The sequence below is a fragment of the Microcoleus sp. AR_TQ3_B6 genome (assembly GCF_036702785.1).
Taxonomy (GTDB): Bacteria; Cyanobacteriota; Cyanobacteriia; order Cyanobacteriales; family Microcoleaceae; genus Microcoleus.
Map to the genome: position 1 here is coordinate 1 of NZ_JAUBVJ010000004.1, position 23,968 is coordinate 23,968.

The window sequence follows — 23,968 nt, forward strand, 5'->3', positions numbered from 1 at the left end:
CAATAATAATTAAAATTGTAAGTTATTTAATTCGCGATCCTTCGGTGAGCTTGGTTTAACAATAAAAACGCGCTAAGTTAGTAACCTCGTTGCTTACTGAGTCCAGCGGTGCTGGCGCCGCACTCTACAAACTCAACCGGTGCGCCCAATAGCACCCCACAAACTACGAGCTTTCAAGCGTTTGAGGGACTTTTAGCCTAACCTTTGAGCCACTCATGAGCGGGCTGGGTGCTTATGGCCAGCCCGCTCATGAGTGCAATCAACGTGTTTACGTCTTTGTAGCCGTTGGGTATTGGCAATAGATATTATTTATTGCCAGTAGTCTATCTTATGAAGAAGATTTATCGATCGCCCGCTATGACATTTCAAGCGTTTGGGGAACTTCTTCACCACTCATGAGCGGGCTGGGTGTTTATGGCGCACCTTACCCGAGATGGCGGCTCAAAGGATTTGTTGGCCTTAGTCCTATATATCTATTGTTCATATTTTATAGTTGGTCGATCGTCCTTGACGCTACCCATACCTGCCGCTGCGCCGATGCCTCAGCAGCTACACCCCTTACTTTTCCGTTGTTAACTGCCCCAGATTTACGTCAAGTGTAACGAAATATTACAAGATGACGCTAAAGCAGCATAGAGGCTTGACAGCAAAGAATGAAGCGGCTAATCTGATATACATACCCGGGTAAGTCAATTCACTGTCATATGCAAGAAAAGCAAAAAGTTACATTGTATCTTCCACCAGAACTGCATCGTCAGCTCAAAATCCGAGCCGCAGTCGAAACAGAACCGATGTCATCAATTGCAGAAAGGGCAATTGTCTTCTACCTAGGAAATCCCGAACTGGTTGATGAAGTAGAAGCCTCCTACGGACAAACCCATCGGGTATACAACTGTCCAGAATGCACGGGTTCAGTAGTAATGCGAGATGGAGAACTGGCATCCATAACAAGTCAGCCAAGCGTATTGGCTGAGCAGGATCTTCCAGTAAAGCAGGTGTCGGGCGTCAGCGCCAGCACAGCCAAACCGGGAGAGGAAGAATTGGTTCCCTGCTAAGAATGCCTTGCTTCCCCAAAAAGCTAGAACTGAAATTTTCACTGAAATTTTCACTAAGAGGGCGAAGGGCAGCATTGAGATTCAGCAAAGATAGCACCGTCTCTAGTGGGTCGAGGACTATGCAAGAAGAGATCAGTATTCTAATCCAAGCTCAATATCCTCTGATCTACCTCGTGACATCCGAGGAAGAGCGGTGTGAGCAAGCAATATCGACAATAGCTCAAGCCAAACCACAGCGACGAGTATTTATCTGGACTGTAACTCACGGCATTGTGGAGTACGGTCAACCCCGCACCACCACCCAGCACAACACCGTCTCGCCAGAGGCAGCAATTGAATGGGTGATCAGGCAGCGAGAACCCAACAGTAACGCTAGCATCTACATTTTCAAAGATCTGCATCCTTTTATAGATTCTCCTCCGGTAACGAGGTGGTTGCGCGATGCGATCGCCAACTTCAAAGGAACCCAAAAGACAATTATACTGATGTCTCCTTTGCAGCAAATACCGATCGAGCTAGAAAAGGAAGTAGTGGTATTAGACTTCGCGCTCCCAGACATGAAGGAACTCAACCAAGTATTGTCTGGTCAGTTGGAGCAAACGAAATCGCGACGAATTACCACAGAAGCGCGAGAAAAGCTTTTAAAAGCAGCCTTGGGATTGACCAAGGACGAAGCTGAAAAAGTTTATCGCAAAGCCCAAGTTTCTACGGGGCGCCTAACAGAAGAAGAAGTAGACATCGTTCTGTCGGAGAAAAAGCAATTAATTCGACGCAACGGCATTCTAGAGTTCATCGAAGAAGACGAAACGCTGGATGCAGTCGGGGGTTTAGAAGAACTCAAAAGGTGGCTCAGGCAGCGTTCCAACGCCTTTACAGAAAGGGCGAGAGAATACGGTCTGCCCCAACCAAAAGGGATGTTAATTCTCGGCGTACCCGGATGCGGAAAATCGCTGATTGCCAAGACCACCTCCCGCCTCTGGGGACTGCCCCTGCTGAGGCTAGATATGGGTAGAGTCTACGACGGATCGATGGTGGGTCGATCGGAAGCCAACCTCCGCAACGCCCTCAAAACAGCAGAATCAATCTCTCCAGCCATCCTCTTCATCGACGAACTAGACAAAGCCTTTGCAGGAGGCACTGGTTCTGCCGACTCAGACGGAGGCACCTCCAGCCGGATTTTCGGTTCCTTCCTCACTTGGATGCAAGAAAAGACTTCCCCAGTCTTCGTAATGGCAACAGCCAACCGAATCGAGCGGTTGCCGGGAGAATTCTTGAGGAAAGGCCGGTTCGACGAACTCTTCTTTGTTGACCTGCCTACCAAAGAAGAACGCCAAGATATATTTAAGATTCACCTCTCAAAGCGGCGTCGGGAAATTACTCGCTTCGATTTAGAGCAACTTTCCAACGTTTCCGACGGCTTTTCAGGTGCAGAGATTGAGCAAGCGCTAGTAGCAGCCATGTACGAAGCCTTCGCTCAAGATCGAGAGTTTACGCAGCTCGACATCATCGCGGCCATTAAATCCACAATGCCACTGTCTAAAACAATGACCGAACAGGTCACCGCCCTGCGAGATTGGGCTAGACAGCGTGCACGGCCCGCTGCGTCTTCCGTCGCTGAATACCAGCGAATGGAATTCTAAAAGCTTTCTCCTGGTCCAAACAGGAGCAAAGGCTAGCAACAGCTAGCAGTTCGATTGAAGAGCCGCCCAGCGGCACCGTTAAATCCAGACCGTTGTTGTTTCTCTCTCAGTTTTATTAGGAGGAAATCCAATGTCTCACTTTAGCACTCTGCGTACCAAAATCACCGATGCCGAAATCCTGAAAGCATCGCTGCGCGACTTGGGCATTTCAGTCAAGTCAGAAGCTGATGTTCGTGGCTATAATGGTCAGCGCGTTCGCTCCGACATCGTGGCGATTCTGGAAGGCGAATATGACCTGGGTTGGTCTCGCAATAGCGATGGTTCCTTTGACCTGATTGCCGACCTCTGGGGCGTCGCCAAAAAGCACAATCAAACTGAGTTAATCAACTCCATCAACCAGAAGTACGCAGTTAACAAGACCTTGGCAGCAGTCAAGCAGCGCGGTTTGCAAAACGCCAACGTCAAGCTGGTAGTGCAAAATTAATCGCTTTGCGCGTTCCCAAGCTGGCGGGTTAACCAAACGGGTTAACCCGTTTTTAGCTAGCTAGGATGTAGAGTGGGGTTTTTGGGCCGCCACATACTTTTTTAGCACCCCCAAGCAGCAGCTCTCCACATGAAAGCTGCTGCTTTAATGGTTGGCTACCTAAGGCTTCGGGCAAGTGTCGATCGATTGTTGATAAATTTCAACTATTCGATCGACTTTCCGTTCCCAGTCAAAATGCTCCCGAACGCGCTCCCCTCCAGCGCTACCCATACTCTGCGGCAATTCAGGCGGCTGGGCAAGCTTCAGCATCCCATCTGTCAGTCCATTGACAAAGCCTTCTTTAGAAGCTGGTTTTACTAAAATACCGCCACGGGAATTCAGATAATCCCCTGAACCGCCCCAGTTGGTTGCTATGACGGGCAGCGCCACGGCCATTGCCTTCAGCACCACTGCCCCTCCACCCTCCCGCAAACTCCGCAGCACCAGTGCATCAGCTTGTTGCAGTTTGATAGCGCACTGCTGCTGAGACAGCCAGCCACTAAATACAACGCTGCTGTCGATGCCTAAACAAGCTGTTTGAGCTTCGAGTTCCCCTCGGAGGTCGCCATCGCCGATGATTTCCAAGACAGCATCAGTTTGAGCGACGACGGCGGCGAAAGCTTCCAGCACAAAGTCTACAGCTTTCAAGTCGAGAAGCCGCCCCAAAAAAAATAAAATGAACCTGCCTGGTCCCTGCTTTGGATAAGCTAGAGTCCGATCGCCACACCGAGAAATCCACGCCGTTTTCCACAAGTTCAATAATTTTACCCGGCACTTGGGCCGTGCGTGCCTGCTGCGTGCGATCGTTTGCCACTAACACCGTCTCGGCTTTTATTTGACCGGGCAAAAGACCATTGAAGAAATCGACGCACTGGTGAGCGATCGCGATTAAAATATCAATGGTGGGATTTTGGCGCGATCGAAAAGCCAGAGGAAATTTAACCGCCGTGTTCAGCGGTCCGATAACTACCGACACCCCCAATCCGAACATCAACCAAGGAACTGTTGCCGAGACTGGTGTCGGTTCGTGTACCACATCAATCTGCTGTTCGCTCACCAGCCGCCCGACAATACGACGCTGTAGCACTTGGGTGTACAGGTGACTGAGCAGCCCAAAAGTAAATTCATTAACTCTTGCAGGGATAAATCGCCCGCAATTTTTAAGCAGCCGGTGCAGCCAAGTGTCGGAAAGTGCATTCGATCGCCCGAGCGCCGGCAACAAAGCTTTTAGTTCAGCCTGTGTGCGTGCGTGAATTACTAACAAGGTTTCTATTTGGCGCGATCGAAGTATGCTGAAGTAGTTCAGCGGCAGCAAGGCCTCGCCACCGAATTTAGTTGAGGCATTCTGAGCAACAATTACAATTCGCATAACTTGTTTTGGATCCAACTGGATTTACAGCAATTTGAGATCAAACCCGCCACAAAGAGGGTAAATTTTAAAGATTTAAAAAAAGGACATTATTTAGAGATGGCAGCATATTCTATTGACTTACGACAGAAGATACTAAGTGCGTGGCAAAACTTTGAAGGCACACCAAGAGAGTTAGCAAAACGATTTAAAGTCAGTTGATCTTTCCTACGTAACTTTTTGCGTCGGTATCGAGAGACGGTCCAGATAGTTGCCAGGACTCTCTTGAGGGGGTCGCCGCTCGAAGCTTAAAGGTAAAGACGAAGAATTGTTAAAGATAATGGTGACAGATCACTCGTGATATATATTTGCGAGAGATTCACTCTTGAAATAAAAGAGCAGGCATAGAAGTAAGTATATCAAGTTTGTCTCGCACTCTTAACCCCTTAAAATTAAGGCGTAAAAAAAACTTTATTTAGAGTGAGCAAGCTACAGAAAGAGTACAAAATTTGTGCTATGAATTTAGGCGTTGGCTAGATACTATAGACATCAAAAACCTCGTATTCATTGATGAAAAAGGTGTAAATCTGGCTATGACACCAAACTATGGTAGGTGCTGTTCGGTGGAGCCATAGTCTATTATAACCGCCCAGGGAATAAAGGCAAAAACATCACTTTAATTGGAGCTATGAGTGAGGTCGGCGTAATTGCCACTATGACTTTTGTAGGGAGGGTGAACACAGCTAATTTTTTAGTATCTTTCGATAAAATATTACTACCTTAGTTGTGGATTGGAACACTTGTAGTCATGGATGATTTACCTGTACATTATGCTGAAACTACAAAAGCTTTAATTGAATCTGTTGGCTAATAGAGGAAAAATTTTACCGACCTACTCGCCTGATTTATGGCCCATCGAGTTATGTTGGTCAAAGTTAAAATAAATTCTTCGTTCTGCTAAAACTCGTACCTGGGATGCTCTTGATGAAGGTATTACTATGGCTGTTAATTTTATTACTGATGAAAATGCTCTCAATAGGTTGAATCATTGTGGTTTGTTTTTTGAGCCTATTTAGAGAGCTACTTATTGTGGCGGGTTTGCTCGCAAAGTGCTGTAAGTCGAGTTCAAGTTTATCGGCTCCGATCGACCGGGATAACTTTAGGCTACCGTCTGTTGAGCCAGAATCAACATAGACGACCCAGGCAACTTGTCCGATCGCCTCCATTAAGCACTGGCGAAGCCGTGAGCCTTCATTGCGTCCCATCGCCACTAATCCAAATTGTTTCAAGTCTTACCTCTTAAATTCCACTCGCGAGCTGTTATTTTAATATTTTAGCGGCACTCAAGGTAAGTTCGCAATATCTTTATATTGTAACTTCTATGGAGCTGCGGTTTTCGGTGTTAAACTGTCTCTAGCTTATTTTGTATTAAGCCACACCCATCATTTTGATTCGATCTTGGTCAAAAAGGGTTAATTTAAGTTCTTTGTTCACAATTTACTGTAGCGATGAGGCAGCCAGCCATATATTTTTTTCACTCTGCCAACAGTGGGATTACCCTGACTTTCAAGTCCGCATGGTTCCAATTGCGCTCCATCATGTCGCAGACCGAATCTTGTGGAAGCTGTACCCAGATACCTCAAATGGCTGTATTACCGCAGCACTGACTGGCCTAGAGATATTACAGAAAAGCTTTTCCTCAGAGATCTCAAGGATTTTGATGCAATTTATTTGTGACCTAACACTTCCATCGAAACCTTTAGGAAAGTGAAGCAGCAGAGCAAACCGATTTTTTGGGGAGCGCATCAACTGCTATACAAAGCAGGCAAAATTTATTATTGATGATGCTTCTAGCCGCTTGGGAATCGCTCCCCAACACAAAATTACTGCTGATATGATTCAGCAAGAGGAGGAAGAAATTAGTTTGGCTGATTTCATTTTTTGTCCGAGTCCCGAGGTAAAAAAATCTTTTAGGGGAGCGGGAGTTCCCGAACATAAACTGCTCCTTACCAGTGACAGGTGGTCCAATACGGTTCAGTTAAGAGCAACTTGACTTCTAAAAGATGCCTGTATTTCCCATAAAATCGTGAGGTTAAATTCGTCGGACAGCGTTAACTGAACCGTATTGACAGGTGGTCTACCAAGCCCTTGCCGCATTTTTTGAGCGACAAGCCACTATCAGACACGATTACTGTTTTTTTTGTGGGCAGCGTTTGCGTCAGAAAAGGAGCTCATTTGCTGTTGCGGGCTTGAGAAAAAGCGGGAATTAAAGGCAGACTAATGCTTTGCGGAAGTATGGAGCCAGCAATTGCTGAAAGTTGCAGCAGAATTTTAGCACGATCAGATGTAATTCATAGGGATTACACCAGCGATATTGCCTTTGCTTATCGCGAAGGTGACTTTTTTGCCTTTCCCAGTCTCGAACAAGGCGGTCCGATGGTTACTTATGAAGCTATGGCTCACGGTTTGCCAGTTCTAACCTCCCCTATGGGAGCGGGCCGCATTGCCCGAGATGGCAAAGATGGCATAATTGTTTCGCCCTATGATGAAGAAGCGCTAGTGACGGGCTTGCAACAACTAGCTGGTTGTGCCGAGTTGCGGCTTCGGATGAGTGACTCTGCCCGCGAGCGGGCACAGGAATTTACGTGGGAAAAAGTTGCGCGGCGGCGTGCTGAGTTGGTACTCGAAAGATTGAAACCACCGTGAAAAGTGAGGGAAAAAATTTGAGGTTTTGGAGGCTCCTACGACTGAAAGCCGCGGGCTTTTGTTGAATTTTCAATGCAAAATCAAGGCCTTATTTGTTAAAATTTGGTTGTGCCAAAGCCGATCGCACCGCAGTTGGAGTTGATGTGTTGCGGTAGAAATCCTACACTCGCAACTGTACTATAGCGGTTCTCGGAAAGATGAGGTATTCACCAATTAATTAACAATTCCCCAATCGCCCAATCTAAAATCTAAAATCTAAAATCTAAAATCTAAACTTGTACCTCATCTATCTGAGAAAGGCTATAGCTGGGGTTCCATTTCGGGGTCGAAGCTGCCGTCGCGACTGTTAATTAAATCGCCCTTGGGTAGAGTTTGAGTTTGGGCTGGCAATTTTTTCACTCTCGTCGAAGACCCCGGCGTGAGGCGAGGCGGGGACGCCGCCAACAAACCGCCCTCGGCGACATCTTTGGTGACGAGGGCATCGGCGACGGCGATCGCCACTAATCCAATTTGTTTCAAGTTTTACCTGTTGAATTGGACTACTGAGCAGTTCCTTTTATACTTTAATAAAATTCGAGCTAATTTCATAATTTTTCTGCGATTGCGAGAATTATTTTTTCAGAGTTCCTGGGTTTTTTTGGCGATTATTTTTGCCGGTATTCCTACTGCGGTTGCACCTGGTGGCACGTCACAAATCACCACAGCATTGGCACCAATCAAAGCATGATCGCCGATCGTTACGGAGCGAATAATTTTCGCTCCTGCACCAATATCGACGTGACCGCCGATTTTGACATCAGCAACAATTGTCACCTGTTGAAGAATCAGACAGTTAGGGCCAATGGAAGCACTTGGATGAATGACAATGCCATTAGGATGAGGCAGCAGCAGTCCTCCTTGTATTTGGCAGTTTAAAGGGATGTCTGTTGCAGTTACAACGCTCCAGAATCGATACTGAATGATGTTCCAACTGCATAAAAAATAGCCTAAAATCCCACCCTGCTGCTGCCACTTTTGATAGTTGCGGATACATTTGAGCAGTTGGCGACTAGGCTCCCACCACTTGTCAGCTTGTTCGCGGCTCCAGTCTGCTTCTGTAGCAGAAATCATTGGCTTAGTGATTGACTCAACCATTATTTGTGCAATTTTTTAATTATGTAGACAATTGTGTCTATTTGTGCAGTTTACCTTAAAATGACTCTCTAACCTCTGTATGGAGATTGCTTGAATCTCCACAAAGTTAACTTGGTTGAGATAACAGAGAAAGTTTACCCTAAGATCTCTGTTTGTTTTAATTGAATTTTCAATCTAAGATTCTAGCGTTAATTGTTAAAAGTTGGTAGTGGCAAAGCCCCCGATCGCGCCACAGTTGAAGTTGGTGTATTGCCGTAGAAGTGCGACACTCGCAACTCTACGAGCTCGGGTTCGATGGCGTGGTCGAAGCCGCCCTCGCGACTGTTAATTAAATCGGCCCAGGGCAGGCTTTGAGTTTGGGCTTGCAATTTTTTCACTAAGTCTTCGACGCGGCCGATCCGTCTGGCGGGGACGGCGGCAACTATATCGCCCTCGGCGACATCTTTGGTGACGACTGCACCGGCGCCGACGAGCGCTTTTGAGCTGATGGTGACATTAGGGAGGAGGATCGCCCCGTAGCGGATAAATACGTTGTCGCGGATGTCTATCTTGCCTACGGCCTCTAGTTTAATGTTCTCAGCTTGGTTAAGCACGGCGATCGAGCCGTCGTGGCAGATCGGGTTACAGGAGGAGAAGTGGACGTTGTTGCCGATGCGGACCTAGGGTATCTGTAAACACGGTGCACTGCAGGATGCTGCAATTAGAGCCGATCGCGTACAAGTTGCCGTGGCGGCCGAGAAATTCGGTGTATTCTTCGGAACTGGGGTTCCAGAATTTGATGTAGAGGCCGGGGAACTTGCCGCATGGCATCGCCAGGTGGCGGAGGATTTTCTCAACGGTTGATTTAAGCATTTTCGTGGTTATTAGTAAATGCAAGAATCTTGGCGGGTATGCCCACTGCTGTTTTGCCTGCTGGAACATCTGATAAAACTACAGCATTGGCGCCGATATTTACATCGTCTCCCAAGTTGACTTTGCCGAGGATTTTTGCGCCGGCGCCGACGTTGACCCGATCGCCCAATTGAGGCGATTCTAGCGGTTTGTCCAAATAGCGGTTTCCCAAGGTTACACCTTGGCGGATAATGCAGTCGTCGCCGATCGTACAATATCCGTGGATGATAATAGCGCTCTGATGTTCAATCACCACCCGGCGGCCGAGCTTCACAGTGTACGGCAAGTCTATCCCGTAAGTATTGCGGATTTTGCGGTAGAGCGATCGATAAAGAATGCTCAAAGGAGCCCGCAGTAGCTTGGGTTCAACTTTCATTCTCCAGGCACCGAAGCGTTGAACTGCTACGGCACGAAATCCCGGTTTTGTCCAATCCCGACCATGAGCAATCCAGTCTTCTTTAATTTGCTGCCACAGTCCCAGGGCGGGGGTTTCTACTTGATTTTCACTGGTGATTAAGTTTTGCTCAGTTACCATAAGCTCTAATTCACACTATTTGTTGTTTACTCTATTGCTCGATGCCCACTATATTAATTGGTCGAGCGGGTTTTTGAGGAAGGATTTACCCAGTTTTATCGATCGAGAATACTAATTTCTAGGTTGCCGAGCGAAAATATTTTGCTTGCCTAGGTTAACCTGGTTTATTTGGCTTTGACGGATTTACCAACTCCCTTTAAAAGTTTTTGGATTTTTCTATCTTACCGCCCTTAAAAAATACACTGTTCAATATAAAATCCCTGAGGAATTTTGGTGGATCGCCATCGGGTTTGCCTTGAAGTACGCGGCGCACCCTCCAGGCTGCAAAACCCGAAGCCCAGGATACATCAGTTAATGCTGCGTAAACCAAGCCGTAGTTTTTGACAAAGTACCTACGCCGGGAATCAAACCAATAGGTCGGCAGTCGCTTGGCGGGCTTTTTGGTGTCAGTGACGCCTGAGCTTTGACCGACTAGGTGGACAACGCGACTTTCAGGTACATACCAGCAACTCCAGCCAGCTTTGTAAGCTTGCAGGCAAAAGTCCATTTCTTCGCAGTACATGAAATAAGCTTCATCCATCAAGCCAATCTTTTCAAATACTTCGCGACGAACGATCATGCTGGCTCCCGCTACCCAATCAGTCTGGCAGATTTCTTGGGAAATAGGAGGCGCTACGGTCCAGTTTTTCAATAACTTCGACACAGGGCTAAAACGCCAGCCGAAATCTAACTCGCTGGCTAGGGTGTGAAACCGAAACGCTGACTCCTGGGGAGTACCGTCGGGATCTTCCAAGCGGCTGCCGGCGATGCCGGCGTCGGGATGAGTGTCCATGAAATCGACGAGGGCTTTGAGGGCGCCGGGGCGAACTATGGTGTCTGGGTTGAGCAGCAGGAAGTAAGGGGGGGGATTGGTGGATTGCAAGACGGGACGGATGAGGGCGTTGTTGCCGAAGGCAAATCCGCCGTTGCGGTCTAGGGGAACGAAGGACGCCCATTCACTCCAGCCTTCTTTTGCGATCGCGGCTGGTATTTGTTCGGCGGAACCGTCGCCTGAAGCATTGTCGGCAACTGCAACCCGCATACCCGGCAGGGATTGCACTTCGCTAACTAGAGAGCGCAAGCAGTCAATTGTCAAACTAGAGGTTCGGTAGTTAACAATGACAACCAGGAGTGGATACGGGTGATTGGGTTCGCTGGAATTGGACATAAGTGCGGTTGTTTGTTTAACAACTTTTTAGCTCACTTTGTACCCATCTAGCAAGCTGGAGCGATCGCCCGGAGTGCAGGTATCGCCTAGTTTTTTGATTGCTCCAACATAATTAACAAAAGCTGCCACCGCTGCCGGTGCATTTCTTCGTGAGTCAGGCTGCGAGACTGTTTCAGACCTGCCATGCCCATATTTTGAAGTAGGTTCAAGTTTTCTCCCCACTGTTTGAGCAAGTTTGCTAAAGCAACGGGGTCATTGCAATTACCGATCGAGCCTGTGATGCCGTTTTCGATGCAGTCGCGGAGTCCGGCTGTGTTGTTTGCCAGTACCGATACGGCCTGGGAATAAGCATCGTATACTATTCTGGGCTGTTCGTCTGAGGTGCTGGGAACCACAACAGCATGATATTGTTGCAGCCGCCCGAAAAATTCTCTCCCGTAAGGAATAGTCCCCAAAAGTTCGATCTGTACCGATTTTTGCATCGCCTTGCTGGCTGCTTGGCACTTGCTTAACAGTTTGCCTTCACCTAGTATGTCCAGCTTGACGGCAATGTTTTCCTCGTCCAAGATTTTCATTGCTTCTAGGAGAACTAACAGGCCTTTTTCTGGATGCAATCTGCCCGCAAATAGAATTTTTAGCTGTTTGGGCGAGGCAGACAGTTTTTCGTGCCATATTTTTGTCGCCTCTGCTTCCGAAAGAATATTTTCTTCATCTATCCACGAAGCATGAATTAGGTGACTTTGTTTGTGTTGTTTTTTTAATAAACTTTGCTGGTATTCTGCCTGTGTAAAGATTATCAAGTCGGCGCTGTTGATGCACCAGCGATTGAATGTTTCGTGTATGTAAGCTTGAATTTTGGCTTTAATGCTGGCAGGGGTGCCCGGTATCAGCCGCCACGGTGCGGACTCGACTAGGAGCAGGTATGGTTTCCGCTGTATCAGGACTATTGGCGTCACTAACCATGCCATCGGAATCGGCCAGCCTGCTACGCTGCTATGTACGATATCTGAAGATGCGATCGCGCCCCAAAGCTTGGCAACCGTTGCCGGCAGCAGCAATATTGCTTTGGCCAAGCTATTTGGTCCGGGAAGGTCAATAAATTTAGCATCAGCAAATGATGGTTCCGAATCCACCTTTATTGTATTTTCTGGGGGGGTTTCTCGCACGCCCGGAGATGCTAGCGTGAAGTTTTTCAAATACTTGAAGTGTTGACTTAGGTCTTTAGCCCACATTAAATCGAGATACCTGCTGCCTTTGGAGTCCTAGAAGGACTTGATGTTGAGGACTAGCAGGTAGCGCTTGTCGCTCGGCATCAAAGTCGGTTTTTTGGCCGCATCTTCCCCGATCTTTAACGAGTTGGATTCCATAAAATACATGCTGATTGAATGCAATATATCTATTTTAAGGCCACTTTAGCCAGTTTTTAGTATTAATTGATACCCTTAACACGCAATCATATCGCCAAACAATACTGAAGTCAATTTTAAATCTCGCCGCTCTGCATCAAAGTCGGTACTGCCTGTACGCTTGGCTTGCGGCTCGGTGCAGGAGTGAATGTCGATAAACTAACCCATTCATGTCATCGGAATACCCACCGCCTATCACACAGGCAACTGGATAACCCCCGGCCAAACAAGTAGATAAAACTTGCATTTCCCGGCGAAATAACCCCGTATCAGTTAAAGCTAACTTTCCCAGTTTGTCACCGTGATGAGGGTCTACTCCGGCATCGTACAAAACTAAATCTGGTTTGACATTTGAAAGTAAATTTGGTAAGAATTTATCCAAGGTTTGTAAATATTCGTCGTCCTCCATACCGACAGGCAAAGGTACATCTAAATCGCCCTTTTGTTTAGTGCCGGGAAAATTAACCTCGCAGTGCATCGAGAAAGTAAAAACACTGCTGTCATCTTGGAAAATCACGGCAGTTCCGTCTCCTTGGTGCACGTCTAAATCGACAATTAAAACTTTGCGAACTAAACCAATTTTTTGCAAAACGCGAGAGGCGATCGCCAAATCATTAAAAATACAAAAACCAGACCCAAAATTAGGAAAAGCGTGATGAGTCCCCCCTGCTGTATTGCAAGCCAAACCGCATTCTAAAGCGAGCTTGGCAGTTAGTACAGTCCCTGCAACCGCAGTGCAAGTGCGATTAGCAAGGGCCCGACTCCAAGGCAGACCAATTCGCCGCATCGCTTTGTCATCGAGGGTCCCGTTGCAGTAAGCTTGAACGTAGCCGTGGTCGTGGACTAATTCAATCCATTCTTGAGGGCCAAGTTCGGGAGCGTGAAATTGCGATTTATCTGCTACCCCGTCCGCGAGCAGCATCTGGTAAAGCATCCGAAACTTTGCCATCGGGAAGCGGTGATCCGGTGGCAGGGGTGCAACGTAATCTTCGTGGTAAATAATTGGTAAGTCCATTAAGATTATTGTAGAACGAATGAATCACCAATGAAAAGCCTGCCATCTCAAATTTAAATTCTCTGGAGAACCTGTATTATATGCAACCACTAAAAACTGTCTGGCAGCCCGGCAGCAACAACCCCGAAAATGCTGACAGCCTCGATAATATCAGTCAGTGGTGGAGAAACCTCAACGGCAAAGAAATTAGCTGGGTAGAGCGACTGATTCCGCAAATCGGCGGTCTCAGCGAAATTCACTGGCACCCCCAGCGTTTTGACGAAACATTTGTGATAGTCAATCCAGAAATTCGTGAGGATACTCTCTATTGGTACAAACGCGGTTCTCCTGTCCAACGTAACAACACTGTTCAGAAACTAGAACTAGACAACCTGCTACAGCAATTGTACATCTATCCTCAGTTAGAATCTGAAATGGTAATTTGCGTAGGATTTCCCGAAGTTAAATATCAAACACTTGAATTGAACAATCCCGAAATCGCTTTGGGGGGAGATAATATTCTGCTGCTGTGGGAGGCTGACCGAGAACTGGAAATTAAAATCTCCCTCAGCGATGAAAATTTTGCTAAGCTTAAGGAATTGCTGGCATAGAAAAGACTGAGAAAAGAGTTGATACAGTTGGCATTAAGTGCGGGCTGGTCGATCTATACTCTTAGTTACCTATAAATATCTTAAGACTGACGCGGGGGTGCGAAGCAACCGGGTTTTTTCACGAAAAGACGCGTTGCAGCCGGGGGTAACAGTAAAAATCCGGTTGCTTCGCGTCTGGCAACCGTAGCGGGCTGTATCTCTGCTAAAACCCTTTGAAGGTAAGGTGGCAGCAGAAGGTCAAGAAGCTGGCGCCCTCCTCCTGGGACTTTTAACCCTAAAGTCAACCAACAAACAGTCCCGGACGCATCAACCGGGTTTGATGTACGAAAATACTTTGTCGCAGCCCTGGAACAGAGTTAAAAAAAACCGACTTCTTTGGTCTGGAGTACCTAAGTCCTGATTTTTTTTCGGCATACTTAATTTTTGCAGCGAATAAGGAAATTTATTTTTGCAATAAAATATGATAAAAATGCGGTGGATTTGAGTGGCGAACTTAAAACAAGCAGCCAAAAAGTTGGACGAATAGAAGGTGCGTTAGTCGCTGGGCTAAGATCTAAAATTAATCCTCTGTTTGCTGAGGTTAAAAAGGTTTGATAAATGATTTGATCGGGAATACCATGCCTATACCTATTAAATCATTACTCTGCTGCTAGCACTAGAAAATTCATAAGGGCAAGACAAAAAATGATATTTGAAAAAGAAAATATTCACATTTTAATTATTGATAATCTGCCTGACCACCTCCGGTTTATATCAAATATTTTGACGCAAGAAGGGTATAAAGTTCAGGGGGCGGTTTCGGGAGAAATGGCGGTAAATGCTAATTTCACCGTTCTCCCAGACTTGATTTTGCTAGATACTGCCATGCCCAAAATGAACGGCTACGAAGTCTGCGAAAGACTGAAGGGTAACGAAAAAACTAGGGAAATTCCGGTGATTTTCTTGAGCGGTTATAATGAAATTTCTCACAAAGTCAAAGCTTTTGAAGTCGGCGGTGCTGACTACATTACTAAGCCTTTTCAAGTGGAAGAAGTTTTAGTGCGGATCGAAAGTCAATTGACTATACAACAGCTATCGAAAAAATTAAAACAGCAGAATGCCAAACTGCAACGAGAGGTAAAATTTCGCAAGCAGACAGAAAAATCACTCCGGGAAAGCCAAGCGCGGTTGCAGAAATTGGCGGTCAGTATACCGGGAGTTATTTATCAATTTATAAAGAAGCCCGAGGGAAGTTTCAAATTTGAATATATTAGTTCTGCTTGTCGGGAGATTTACGAATTAGAAAGTGAGGAGATATTGGAAAATCCGGATTTGTGCTTAGTTCAAAATCATCCCGACGATCGACAATATCTGGAAGAACAAATTGCTGCTAGCGCTCGAAGTTTAGAACCTTTTGCCTGGGAATGGCGGATTGTTACGCCGTCGGGGAAACTCAAATGGCTGCAATCTAATTCTCGACCAGAAATGCGCGAGAATGGCGATATTGTTTGGTATGGCGTACTTTTTGATATCAGCGATCGCAAGCAAGCAGAAATAGAAATGGCCACAGCCAAAGCAGCTTTAGAACGGCAAGTTCAGCGAGAATTGCTGATTGCAAAAATAACTCAAGAAATTCGCTCAAGCTTGCAGCCCGAACAAATATTTCAAATAGCTGCAACTCAAATCGGTCAGGCATTCTGCGTCAATCGCTGTTTGATTCATACTTACGTTACTACCCCCCAAGCCCATATTCCTCTGGCGGCAGAGTATCTCGGATCGGAGTGCGAATCTATTGGGAACGTACCCGTTCCAATTTGGGGCAATCCTCACGTCGTACAAATGATGATACAAGATCGGGCGATCGCCTCCAACAATGTTTACTCAGACCCTCTTTTGCAGGCTGTTCAACCGATTTGCCACAAGGTTGGGTTGAAATCGATGCTGGCAATTCGCACGGACTACCAAGGCAGGGCAAACGGCGCTATCTGTTTGCACCAGTGCGATCGCTACCGTTCATGGACATCCGATGAAATCGACTTGTTAGAAGCTGTGGCCGCTCAAGTAGGGATTGCGATCGCTCAAGCTAAACTGATTGAGCGAGAAAAAAACCGGCTTCAGGAGCTCGATCGGCAAAATAAACTGCTGCAAGCAGAAATCCGCACCCGCATCTGCGCTGAGCAAGCTCTGCAAGAATCTGAAACAGAATTGCGGGCTATTTTTGCCGCCATGACTGACACAGTTTTAGTGAGAAATGCAGAAGGGCGCTGCATCAAAATCGCCCCGACAGCAACGGCGCTTTTGGTGAAACCTCCAAGCGAGATGATTAACAAAACCGCCCACGAAGTCTTGCCGAAACCTGTGGCAGATTTGGTATTAAATGCCATCCAACAAGTTCTAAGAACGAAGCAAAGCATCAATATTGAATATAGCTTGAATCTCGGAGAGCGCGAAGTTTGCATCGACGCTAAAGTTTCTCCGCTTACTCCAGATTCAGTGATTATCGTAGGGCGAGATATTAGCCTTCGCAAACAAACCGAATCCGCACTCAGAGAAAGCCAGCACTTCATTCAAGCGATCGCCGATTTCAATCCCAACTTATTGTACGTTTACGATGTAATTGAACAGCGGAATGTCTACAGCAACCGGCAAATTTCGACGATGCTCGGATACACCGCCGGAGAAATACAAGATATGGGTCAAGCAATCATGTCCACCCTGCTCAACCCCGAGGATTTGTCAGACTTTTTGGCAAGGGTTCAAAAATTGGAGCAAGCCAAAGACGGCGATGTCATTGAATGTCAATACCGAATGAAACACAAAAACGGTGAATGGCGGTGGATGCACAGTTGGGATACAGTATTTGTCAGAACAACTGATGGTAGACCCAAACAAGTTCTCGGCACCGCTAATGACATCACAGACCGCAAATTAGCCGAAGAGAAACTGCTAGCATCGCAGCAAAGAATCTCATTTTTATTGCAGCAAACGCCGATCGCAGTTATCGAGTTAAACCTCAATTTAGAAATTATCACTTGGAATCCCGCGGCAGTTACTATTTTTGGCTACAGCGAGCAAGAAGCGATAGGTCGAGTCGCCTCCGATTTGATCGTACCTGAAAGCTACCACCAGCAAGTCTCTGAGATTTTCAATCACGGCCCGAACGCCAACTCCAGCGGCACTTCCGAAAATAAAACCAAAGACGGTAGAATTATCACCTGCGAGTGGTACAATACTCAGCTAATTGATGATAACGGTACAGCGATCGGCATTGCATTAATGGCTGTAGATATTACAGAACGCAAGCAAGCAGAAACCGAACTGCAAGAAAGTGCTTTACGACAAAGAGCGATCGCCCGCATCATTGAAAGAATGCGGCAGACTTTAGATATCCGAGAAATTTTTCAGGCCACAACCCGAGAAGTGCGCCAAACCATGAAGTGCGATCGAGTCGCCATTTATCGTTTCAATCCAGACTGGAGCGGCGAATTTGTAGCCGAATCCCGTGACCCCAAGTGGGTTTCTTTAGTCCAAGAACAGGAGATCGATTCTCACTTTACTGACGGCGCTTTAGACAGCGAACTTTGCGCCGTTCCCAACTTAGATAGCACCTCACGAGTATGCGATACCTATTTGCAAGAAACCAAAGGCGGAGCCTACAGCAGAGGTACACCTTACCTTTGTGTCCCAGACATTTACAAGCAGGGCTTCGAGAATTGTTACATCCAATTGCTCGAAAAATTTCAAGCTAAATCCTACATTATTGTGCCAATTTTTTCCGGCAAAAAGCTCTGGGGATTACTAGGATCCTATCAAAATTCAGGTTCCCGCCAGTGGAGCGAAGCTGAAATCAACGTTGCAGTTGATGTAAGCACCCAGCTAGGAGTAGCATTACAGCAAGCGGAATTGCTCGCCCGCACTCAAAGGCAGTCAATGGAACTGAGGAAATCCAAAGAAAACGCCGAAGTTGCCAACCGCGCTAAAAGCCAATTTCTCGCTGCCATGAGCCACGAACTCCGCACGCCTCTCAACGCCATTCTCGGTTTTTCTCAAGTCATGGCTCGCAATAGTGCTATCACGGAAGAACAAAAAGAATACATAGAAATTATCAACCGCAGCGGCGAACATTTGCTGGAACTGATCAATGATGTTTTGTCAATGTCCAAAATAGAAGCAGGTCAAATAACCATGAATGAAAGCCGCTTCAATCTCTACAACCTTCTCAACAGTATCAAAGAAATGCTGGAACTAAAAGCCAACTCAAAAGGTTTGCGCCTAATTTTTGAAACTACCGACTATTTGCCGGATTACATTCAAACAGACGAAGCTAAATTGCGGCAAGTTTTAATTAATCTGCTCGGCAATGCGATTAAATTTACTCAACAGGGAACCGTGACTTTGCGCGTCAGCAGCCAAGTAGAAAAAAACGCCACATCAGAAAACAAATCCCAATTGTATTTTGAAATTGCCGACACTGGGTCCGGCATTTCCCCCTCGGAAATCTCTACATTATTCAAGCCCTTCGTACAAACCGAAACAGGTCGCAAATCAATGCAGGGAACTGGTCTCGGATTGCCGATCAGCCAACAGTTTGTCCGGATTATGGGAGGTGATATTGCTGTTGAAAGTCAAATCGATAAAGGCACAACTTTCAGATTTAATATCTACGTTAACTTAGTAACAGAAAGTGACGAACCAGAAAAATCGGCGGTTAAACAAGTTATTGCTTTAGAAGCCGGACAACAAACTTATCGGATATTAATAGTTGAAGATGTAGCGGAAAATCGCCAACTGCTGGTTAAGCTCCTCGTACCGCTGGGATTTGACGTCCGCGAAGCAACTAACGGTCAAGAAGGAATTGCTTTGCAGTCAAGTTGGAAGCCGCACCTGATCTTAATGGATATGCTGATGCCAGTGATGGATGGGTACGAAGCGACAAGACAGATCAAGCAAACTCTAGAAGGTAGAGAAACAATAATTATTGCCCTGACGGCTAGTGCTTTTGACGAGCAGCGGCAGAGAATTTTGTCTGCTGGTTGTAACGATTTGATCTATAAACCGTTTCGGGAAGAGGTACTCTTTGAAAAGATCGCGGAGCACCTGAACCTGCGTTATATTTATGAGGAAGAAAACTCCTCTACTTCTTTTTGTGCACCGAGGTTGCTTAAAAGTTTGACCACCGAGGATTTGAGTGTAATGCCCGCAGACTGGGTAATCGAGTTGCACCGAGCAGCACTCTGCGTTGACGACAACCGCATCCTCGAACTCATCGAGCAAATTCCCGAAACTAAGGCAAATCTCGCTAAGGCTTTAACAGATTTAGTCGATAATTTTCGGATAGATATCATTATAGATTTAACTCAATTATATTATGATGAACGACCTTCCATTACCAGCAGAACCTAAAGACATTCTGATCGTTGACGATATGCCGGACAACTTGCGACTTTTATCCACTATGCTGACCTGTTACGGGTATCATGTCAGAAAGGCTATTAACGGACAACTGGCTCTGCAAGGGGCGGAAATATCTCCTCCGGATCTAATTTTACTAGATATTAATATGCCGAAAATGAACGGCTATCAAGTTTGTGAGAAGTTAAAGTTAAGTGAAAAAACTAAAGATATTCCGGTAATTTTTATTAGTGCGCTAGATGACGTGATGGAAAAAGTTAAAGCTTTTGAAGTAGGAGGAGTAGATTATATTACTAAGCCGTTTCAAATAGAAGAAGTCTTAGCCCGCGTCCAAAACCAACTTTCGCTTCGTTTGCTGCAATCCCAACTGCAACTGCAAGCTAGGGAACTGCACGATCGCAATTCTAGATTGCAGCAAGAAATCGCAGAACGGCAGCGGGCTGAAGAATCAATCCGGTTTTTGCTGGAAACTACGCGGGCGATCGGCGAAGCTGTAGACTTTCACTCAGCTTTAGAAGTAATTCTGCACCAAGTTGGCAAAACAATCCGATGGGATGTAGGAGAAGCTTGGATTCCCGATGCAGAAGGAACTGTGCTGCAATCTGCCCCGGGCTGGTATGCCAGCAACGCGGGGATGGATTCGTTCCGCAGCCAAAGCGAACAACTGACATTTGCCAGGAATATAGGGCTACCGGGACGAGTTTGGGCATCCAAGCAACCGGAATGGGTAGAAGATATTTCCCAGGGCTACCCGGATTTTCTTCAAAGTGAAATAGCACTAGAAATCGGATTTAAAGCGGGTTTTGGCGTGCCGATTTTGGTAGGCGATGAAGTATTGGCAGTGCTAGTTTTTTTTAAGATTGCGTCTTGTCGGAAAGACGCGCGATTTATAGACATTTTTAATGCAGTCGCCACTCAATTAGGTTCTTTGATTCAGCGCAAACAAGCAGAAGAATTGCTGCGCATTGCTCAAGAGAAATATCACAGCATTGTAGAAAATGCGATTGCAGGCATTTTTCAAAGCACACCTTCAGGAGGCTATATCAGCGCTAATCCAGCTTTGGCAAAATTGTACGGTTACGACTCGCCAGAAGAACTGATGTCCGACATTAAAAATATTTCTCAGCAACTGTACGTTGACGCGGAACGCCGCCTCGAATTCGTGGCTGCTATGGAGGCTAACAATGCCGTTTCGGGGTTTGAATCTATGGTATGCCGCAAAGACGGGCGCCGGATTTGGGTGTCAGAAAATGTCCGGGCTGTTCGAGATGCAAAAGGTGAGCTGCTCTACTATGAGGGTACTGTTTCTGACATTACTGAGCGCAAATTAGCGCAAGAAGCGCTCAAAGTTCAACAGGAACAAAGCGAGAAGTTGCTGTTAAATATTTTGCCCAAACCAATAGCAGAACGCTTGAAGGCGCAGCAAAGTACAATTGCCGACAGTTTTGGCGAGGTAAGTGTTTTATTTGCTGATATTGTTGGCTTTACTGAGTTGTCTGCTAGAATGTCTCCGACGGAGTTGGTAAAGCGCTTGAACGTAATTTTTTCCCACTTCGACCAGTTAGCTGAAAAGTACGGTGTGGAGAAAATTAAGACTATTGGCGATGCTTACATGGTAGTCGGGGGATTGCCTATGCCGAGAGATGACCACGCCGAGGCGATCGCCCAAATGGCCCTGGGAATGCAGGCAAAAATAGCAAAGTTGTCCGCCGACACAGGGGAAAAACTGGCAATTCGCGTCGGCATCAATTCCGGGCCGGTGGTGGCGGGAGTAATTGGTGTGAGCAAGTTCACCTATGATTTGTGGGGAGATACGGTGAATGTAGCGGCGAGGATGGAAGCTACGGGGAATGCCGGCAGAATTCAAGTTACTGATGTTACTTATGAGCTTTTGAAAGATAAGTATTTGTTTGAGAGGCGAGGCGTGATTCCGGTAAAAGGTAAGGGGAATATGATGACTTATTGGTTGCTAGAAAAAAAGTAAAAATTAGGAATTGGGAATTGGGAATCGGTAATCGGGAAGGAAGAAGGAAGTTCGGCAACGGATTCTGTAACGGATTTAACGGATGTCAGGAAGAAGGAAGAAGGGGGAAGAAAGAAGGAAGTATGTTTATTTATTTAACCTGATATCTTGCACAATTCTCAAGAGTTCAATGTTCTTTTGGGGTGTATAGCGGTTCTCGGAAAGATGAGGTATTCACGAATTAATTAACAATTCCCCAATCCCCCAATCTAAAATCTAAAATCTAAAATCTAAAATCTCAACTTGTACCTCATCTATTTGAGAAAGGCTATAACTCCTAGTCCGCCCGGGAGGGGGTTTGTGCTGCTATGATAAAATAAGTTAACGAAAATTTACATTGAGAGCCGTGACAGCACAACAATTAGTATCTGCAACGAGTTTTGAAAAGCTAATTTGGACTTGGAAAGGTCACAAAATCCAATATACCGTCCAAGGAACCGGCCGCCCTGTGATCTTGATTCACGGATTTGGGGCTTCGATCGGACATTGGCGGCAAAATATCCCCGTACTCGCGGCCGGCGGCTATCGTGTATTTGCTCTGGACTTGCTGGGATTCGGTGCTTCCGCCAAACCAGCCCTAGATTACACTCTGGAATTGTGGGAAGAATTGCTGACAGATTTCTCGGCGGATCTGGTACAGGAACCGGCTGTATTTGTCGGGAATTCGATCGGCGCTTTGCTGAGTTTGATGGTAGTCGCCAACCATCCAGAAATATCAGCCGGCGGTGTCTTAATCAACTGTGCTGGCGGGCTCAACCACCGGCCGGAGGAACTGAATTTCCCGCTGCGAGTAGTGATGGGGAGTTTTAGTAAATTAGTTCGATCGCCCCTGATCGGCCCGTTTGTATTCAACAACATCCGCCAAAAACACCGCATCCGCAACACCCTGCGCCAAGTCTACAGCAACCACGAAGCCATCACCGACGAACTCGTAGAACTCCTGCACGCCCCCTCCTGCGAGCCCGGAGCTCAACAAGTGTTTGCCTCCATACTCACAGCCCCAGCAGGCCCTCAACCCTCAGAACTGCTGCCCAAAGTCGATCGCCCGTTATTGGTACTTTGGGGCGCAGACGACCCCTGGACCCCCATCGCCGGCAGCCAGATTTATCAACAATTGGCCGCCAAGGGTAAACCAGTGAAATTTGTTTCAATTCCCAACACGGGCCACTGTCCCCACGACGAGCGGCCCAGTGAAGTCAACGCTCTGATTTTGGACTGGCTGGTGGAAGTGAAGTGAACTACCCAACACCCATCTGAGTACAGATAGGGTGTGGGCTTCCCAATTCAACGGGGATTGCCTCAGCCTTCATGGATTTTTTACGTCAGTCATGACTTTGGTCTTACCTCCCCTCCAAGGGCAGAAGCGCTAGTTCCTAACGCCAAAACTCGCAAGCCTTCGTTTTTAATATTTTTTGCAGCGTTGATATCTCTATCATGCTGATGCAGACAGTGAGGAAAATCTACAAGTCTTACACCCAATGAATCACATCCTTTTTGCAGTATTGGGATTGGTAGTATAGTCTCGCTACAAAGTTGAGAAGATGGGAAAAACCGCCCTATTTCTTGGTATGTGTGACCCAATCTTTCGGCTTTGTACTTAAGCATGGTTAGAAAAATTCCCCATGCTTGGTCTGATATTGCTTTTGCCAAGTTGGGATTTTTAACCAGATTTTTAACTCCCAAATCTTCTACACAAATAACTTGGTTTTCGTGTGCTATCTTGCGAGATAGCACGCGCGAGAAAGTCTTCCCTTACTCTAGCTGTTTTACTATAGACTTTGGCAACCAAAAGTTTAGCTTTGCGACGCTTGTTAGATGTTTTACCCGTCTTTTGGGCTAATTTCTTTTGTTTGCGTTTTCTATTCCTTTCTAGCTTAGCCAATTGCTTCTTAGGTAGGTTGTATTTTGAACCCTCTGAAGTTATAGCAAAGTTTTTCAACCCCAAATCCACACCGATAGCTTCTCTAATTGCGACTACGGCCGTATCTTCTTGGTTAAAAAGAATAGAAGCATAATACCTACCATCTGAATTTCTCGATCTTGTTACAGTCGTGAATTTAGCATCAGGAATGTCTTGGTGAAACACGGTTTTCATTAACCCCAAATTACCAGGAAACTTGATTACAGAATCCTGTGGCATTAGTTTCACATTTTGGGGATATTGGAGCGATTGCTTACCATGTTTAGATTTGAATCTAGGAAAATTAGCCCCTCCTTCAAAAAAGTTTACAAACGCGCTTGAAAGATTGAATGTTACTCGTTGTAAGACCTGACTATAAGCCAGTCCTAACCATTCATATTTCTTTTTCAAACCAGGAAGCAACTTGTCCGTCGCAGCGAAGACAAGATCTTTCCTAGTTTCTTTATACGCGGTAGTAGTGGCATTGAGCATATAATTCCACAACCATCGAGTATTGCCAAAACATTGAGCCAAGTAGGATTCCTGCTCGTCGGTAGGATAAATTCTGATTTTCAGTGCTCTGTACATGGCATCGACCTTACCG

At 46.2% G+C, this 23,968-nt stretch carries 22 protein-coding genes; 9 read left to right on the forward strand and 13 right to left on the reverse strand.

The window, feature by feature from the left end; all coding sequences use genetic code 11:
• The first annotated feature begins 704 nt into the window (after window positions 1–704).
• From QUB56_RS03260 to QUB56_RS03270, 3 genes are all read left to right on the forward strand, one after another.
• Window positions 705–1,055 (forward strand): hypothetical protein, encoded by a 351-nt coding sequence (locus tag QUB56_RS03260; protein WP_332953124.1) that lies wholly within the window; start codon window positions 705–707, stop codon window positions 1,053–1,055.
• Between the two features lie 119 nt (window positions 1,056–1,174).
• Window positions 1,175–2,695, forward strand: a complete 1,521-nt coding sequence (gene ycf46, locus QUB56_RS03265; RefSeq protein ID WP_172188738.1) for a stress-responsive protein Ycf46 — start codon at window positions 1,175–1,177, stop codon at window positions 2,693–2,695.
• Window positions 2,696–2,825: 130 nt separating this feature from the next.
• Window positions 2,826–3,179 carry a DUF1257 domain-containing protein gene (locus tag QUB56_RS03270; protein ID WP_006635781.1) on the forward strand — a complete coding sequence of 118 codons (354 nt, stop codon included), beginning with the start codon at window positions 2,826–2,828 and terminating at the stop codon, window positions 3,177–3,179.
• A 159-nt stretch (window positions 3,180–3,338) separates the two neighbouring features.
• Here the strand turns inward: QUB56_RS03270 and QUB56_RS03275 are convergent, their stop codons facing one another.
• The 3 genes from QUB56_RS03275 to QUB56_RS03285 all read right to left on the reverse strand — a co-directional run bounded on the left by QUB56_RS03275 (window position 3,339) and on the right by QUB56_RS03285 (window position 5,855).
• On the reverse strand, window positions 3,339–3,866 hold the full coding sequence (locus QUB56_RS03275; protein ID WP_332953127.1) for a glycosyltransferase family 4 protein: 528 nt from the start codon (window positions 3,864–3,866) through the stop codon (window positions 3,339–3,341).
• Complete coding sequence (locus QUB56_RS03280; RefSeq protein WP_332953129.1) at window positions 3,811–4,587, reverse strand: hypothetical protein; 777 nt, start codon at window positions 4,585–4,587, stop codon at window positions 3,811–3,813. Before QUB56_RS03280 ends, QUB56_RS03275 begins: the two co-directional genes overlap by 56 nt.
• Window positions 4,588–5,501: 914 nt before the next feature.
• Window positions 5,502–5,855 carry a hypothetical protein gene (locus tag QUB56_RS03285; RefSeq protein ID WP_332953131.1) on the reverse strand — a complete coding sequence of 118 codons (354 nt, stop codon included), beginning with the start codon at window positions 5,853–5,855 and terminating at the stop codon, window positions 5,502–5,504.
• Window positions 5,856–6,846: 991 nt separating this feature from the next.
• Between QUB56_RS03285 and QUB56_RS03290 the strand changes: the two genes are divergently transcribed.
• The gene (locus tag QUB56_RS03290) at window positions 6,847–7,272 is read left to right on the forward strand and encodes a glycosyltransferase family 4 protein (protein ID WP_332953132.1); all 426 of its coding nucleotides are present in this window, start codon (window positions 6,847–6,849) and stop codon (window positions 7,270–7,272) included.
• Window positions 7,273–7,572: 300 nt separating this feature from the next.
• Here the strand turns inward: QUB56_RS03290 and QUB56_RS03295 are convergent, their stop codons facing one another.
• The 8 genes from QUB56_RS03295 to QUB56_RS03330 all read right to left on the reverse strand — a co-directional run bounded on the left by QUB56_RS03295 (window position 7,573) and on the right by QUB56_RS03330 (window position 13,460).
• Window positions 7,573–7,791: a hypothetical protein gene (locus QUB56_RS03295; RefSeq protein ID WP_332953134.1), complete on the reverse strand. Its 219-nt coding sequence runs from the start codon at window positions 7,789–7,791 to the stop codon at window positions 7,573–7,575.
• Between the two features lie 99 nt (window positions 7,792–7,890).
• Window positions 7,891–8,406 carry a serine acetyltransferase gene (locus QUB56_RS03300; protein ID WP_332953137.1) on the reverse strand — a complete coding sequence of 172 codons (516 nt, stop codon included), beginning with the start codon at window positions 8,404–8,406 and terminating at the stop codon, window positions 7,891–7,893.
• Between the two features lie 188 nt (window positions 8,407–8,594).
• Window positions 8,595–8,999, reverse strand: a complete 405-nt coding sequence (locus QUB56_RS03305) for a hypothetical protein (protein ID WP_332953140.1) — start codon at window positions 8,997–8,999, stop codon at window positions 8,595–8,597.
• Between the two features lie 28 nt (window positions 9,000–9,027).
• Window positions 9,028–9,258, reverse strand: a complete 231-nt coding sequence (locus QUB56_RS03310) for a hypothetical protein (RefSeq protein WP_332953142.1) — start codon at window positions 9,256–9,258, stop codon at window positions 9,028–9,030.
• On the reverse strand, window positions 9,251–9,832 hold the full coding sequence (locus QUB56_RS03315; RefSeq protein WP_332953144.1) for a serine acetyltransferase: 582 nt from the start codon (window positions 9,830–9,832) through the stop codon (window positions 9,251–9,253). The genes QUB56_RS03310 and QUB56_RS03315 overlap by 8 nt, the downstream gene beginning before the upstream one ends.
• Before the next feature lie 196 nt (window positions 9,833–10,028).
• Window positions 10,029–11,039, reverse strand: coding sequence for a glycosyltransferase family 2 protein (locus tag QUB56_RS03320; protein ID WP_332953146.1), 1,011 nt, complete (start codon window positions 11,037–11,039; stop codon window positions 10,029–10,031).
• 86 nt (window positions 11,040–11,125) lie between these two features.
• Window positions 11,126–12,271: a glycosyltransferase gene (locus tag QUB56_RS03325; RefSeq protein ID WP_332953150.1), complete on the reverse strand. Its 1,146-nt coding sequence runs from the start codon at window positions 12,269–12,271 to the stop codon at window positions 11,126–11,128.
• A 271-nt stretch (window positions 12,272–12,542) separates the two neighbouring features.
• Window positions 12,543–13,460, reverse strand: coding sequence for a histone deacetylase (locus QUB56_RS03330; protein ID WP_332953152.1), 918 nt, complete (start codon window positions 13,458–13,460; stop codon window positions 12,543–12,545).
• Between the two features lie 80 nt (window positions 13,461–13,540).
• Here QUB56_RS03330 and QUB56_RS03335 point away from each other — a divergent pair, with 80 nt between their 5' ends.
• From QUB56_RS03335 to QUB56_RS03355, 5 genes are all read left to right on the forward strand, one after another.
• The gene (locus QUB56_RS03335) at window positions 13,541–14,050 is read left to right on the forward strand and encodes a hypothetical protein (RefSeq protein WP_332953154.1); all 510 of its coding nucleotides are present in this window, start codon (window positions 13,541–13,543) and stop codon (window positions 14,048–14,050) included.
• A 684-nt stretch (window positions 14,051–14,734) separates the two neighbouring features.
• Complete coding sequence (locus QUB56_RS03340; RefSeq protein ID WP_332953155.1) at window positions 14,735–19,432, forward strand: response regulator; 4,698 nt, start codon at window positions 14,735–14,737, stop codon at window positions 19,430–19,432.
• Complete coding sequence (locus QUB56_RS03345; RefSeq protein ID WP_332953158.1) at window positions 19,398–21,425, forward strand: adenylate/guanylate cyclase domain-containing protein; 2,028 nt, start codon at window positions 19,398–19,400, stop codon at window positions 21,423–21,425. The genes QUB56_RS03340 and QUB56_RS03345 overlap by 35 nt, the downstream gene beginning before the upstream one ends.
• 17 nt (window positions 21,426–21,442) lie before the next feature.
• The gene (locus QUB56_RS03350) at window positions 21,443–21,568 is read left to right on the forward strand and encodes a hypothetical protein (protein WP_332953161.1); all 126 of its coding nucleotides are present in this window, start codon (window positions 21,443–21,445) and stop codon (window positions 21,566–21,568) included.
• Window positions 21,569–21,810: 242 nt separating this feature from the next.
• Window positions 21,811–22,701: an alpha/beta fold hydrolase gene (locus QUB56_RS03355; RefSeq protein ID WP_332953164.1), complete on the forward strand. Its 891-nt coding sequence runs from the start codon at window positions 21,811–21,813 to the stop codon at window positions 22,699–22,701.
• An 89-nt stretch (window positions 22,702–22,790) separates the two neighbouring features.
• Here the strand turns inward: QUB56_RS03355 and QUB56_RS03360 are convergent, their stop codons facing one another.
• Together QUB56_RS03360 and QUB56_RS03365 are read right to left on the reverse strand one after the other, a co-directional pair.
• Window positions 22,791–23,147 carry a transposase gene (locus QUB56_RS03360; RefSeq protein ID WP_332953167.1) on the reverse strand — a complete coding sequence of 119 codons (357 nt, stop codon included), beginning with the start codon at window positions 23,145–23,147 and terminating at the stop codon, window positions 22,791–22,793.
• Window positions 23,137–23,952, reverse strand: coding sequence for a transposase (locus QUB56_RS03365; protein WP_332953170.1), 816 nt, complete (start codon window positions 23,950–23,952; stop codon window positions 23,137–23,139). Before QUB56_RS03365 ends, QUB56_RS03360 begins: the two co-directional genes overlap by 11 nt.
• Between the last annotated feature and the right edge of the window lie 16 nt (window positions 23,953–23,968).

What these genes read in the sequence shown, in the direction of transcription:
- QUB56_RS03325 (WP_332953150.1), bottom strand. Translation starts at nt 12,271, where the DNA reads ATGTGGGCTAAAGACCTAAGTCAACACTTCAAGTATTTGAAAAACTTC.
- QUB56_RS03310 (WP_332953142.1), bottom strand. Translation starts at nt 9,258, where the DNA reads ATGCTTAAATCAACCGTTGAGAAAATCCTCCGCCACCTGGCGATGCCA.
- QUB56_RS03315 (WP_332953144.1), bottom strand. Translation starts at nt 9,832, where the DNA reads ATGGTAACTGAGCAAAACTTAATCACCAGTGAAAATCAAGTAGAAACC.
- QUB56_RS03270 (WP_006635781.1), top strand. Translation starts at nt 2,826, where the DNA reads ATGTCTCACTTTAGCACTCTGCGTACCAAAATCACCGATGCCGAAATC.
- QUB56_RS03260 (WP_332953124.1), top strand. Translation starts at nt 705, where the DNA reads ATGCAAGAAAAGCAAAAAGTTACATTGTATCTTCCACCAGAACTGCAT.
- QUB56_RS03280 (WP_332953129.1), bottom strand. Translation starts at nt 4,587, where the DNA reads ATGCGAATTGTAATTGTTGCTCAGAATGCCTCAACTAAATTCGGTGGC.
- QUB56_RS03335 (WP_332953154.1), top strand. Translation starts at nt 13,541, where the DNA reads ATGCAACCACTAAAAACTGTCTGGCAGCCCGGCAGCAACAACCCCGAA.
- ycf46 (WP_172188738.1), top strand. Translation starts at nt 1,175, where the DNA reads ATGCAAGAAGAGATCAGTATTCTAATCCAAGCTCAATATCCTCTGATC.
- QUB56_RS03300 (WP_332953137.1), bottom strand. Translation starts at nt 8,406, where the DNA reads ATGGTTGAGTCAATCACTAAGCCAATGATTTCTGCTACAGAAGCAGAC.
- QUB56_RS03365 (WP_332953170.1), bottom strand. Translation starts at nt 23,952, where the DNA reads ATGTACAGAGCACTGAAAATCAGAATTTATCCTACCGACGAGCAGGAA.
- QUB56_RS03330 (WP_332953152.1), bottom strand. Translation starts at nt 13,460, where the DNA reads ATGGACTTACCAATTATTTACCACGAAGATTACGTTGCACCCCTGCCA.
- QUB56_RS03340 (WP_332953155.1), top strand. Translation starts at nt 14,735, where the DNA reads ATGATATTTGAAAAAGAAAATATTCACATTTTAATTATTGATAATCTG.
- QUB56_RS03290 (WP_332953132.1), top strand. Translation starts at nt 6,847, where the DNA reads ATGCTTTGCGGAAGTATGGAGCCAGCAATTGCTGAAAGTTGCAGCAGA.
- QUB56_RS03345 (WP_332953158.1), top strand. Translation starts at nt 19,398, where the DNA reads ATGATGAACGACCTTCCATTACCAGCAGAACCTAAAGACATTCTGATC.
- QUB56_RS03320 (WP_332953146.1), bottom strand. Translation starts at nt 11,039, where the DNA reads ATGTCCAATTCCAGCGAACCCAATCACCCGTATCCACTCCTGGTTGTC.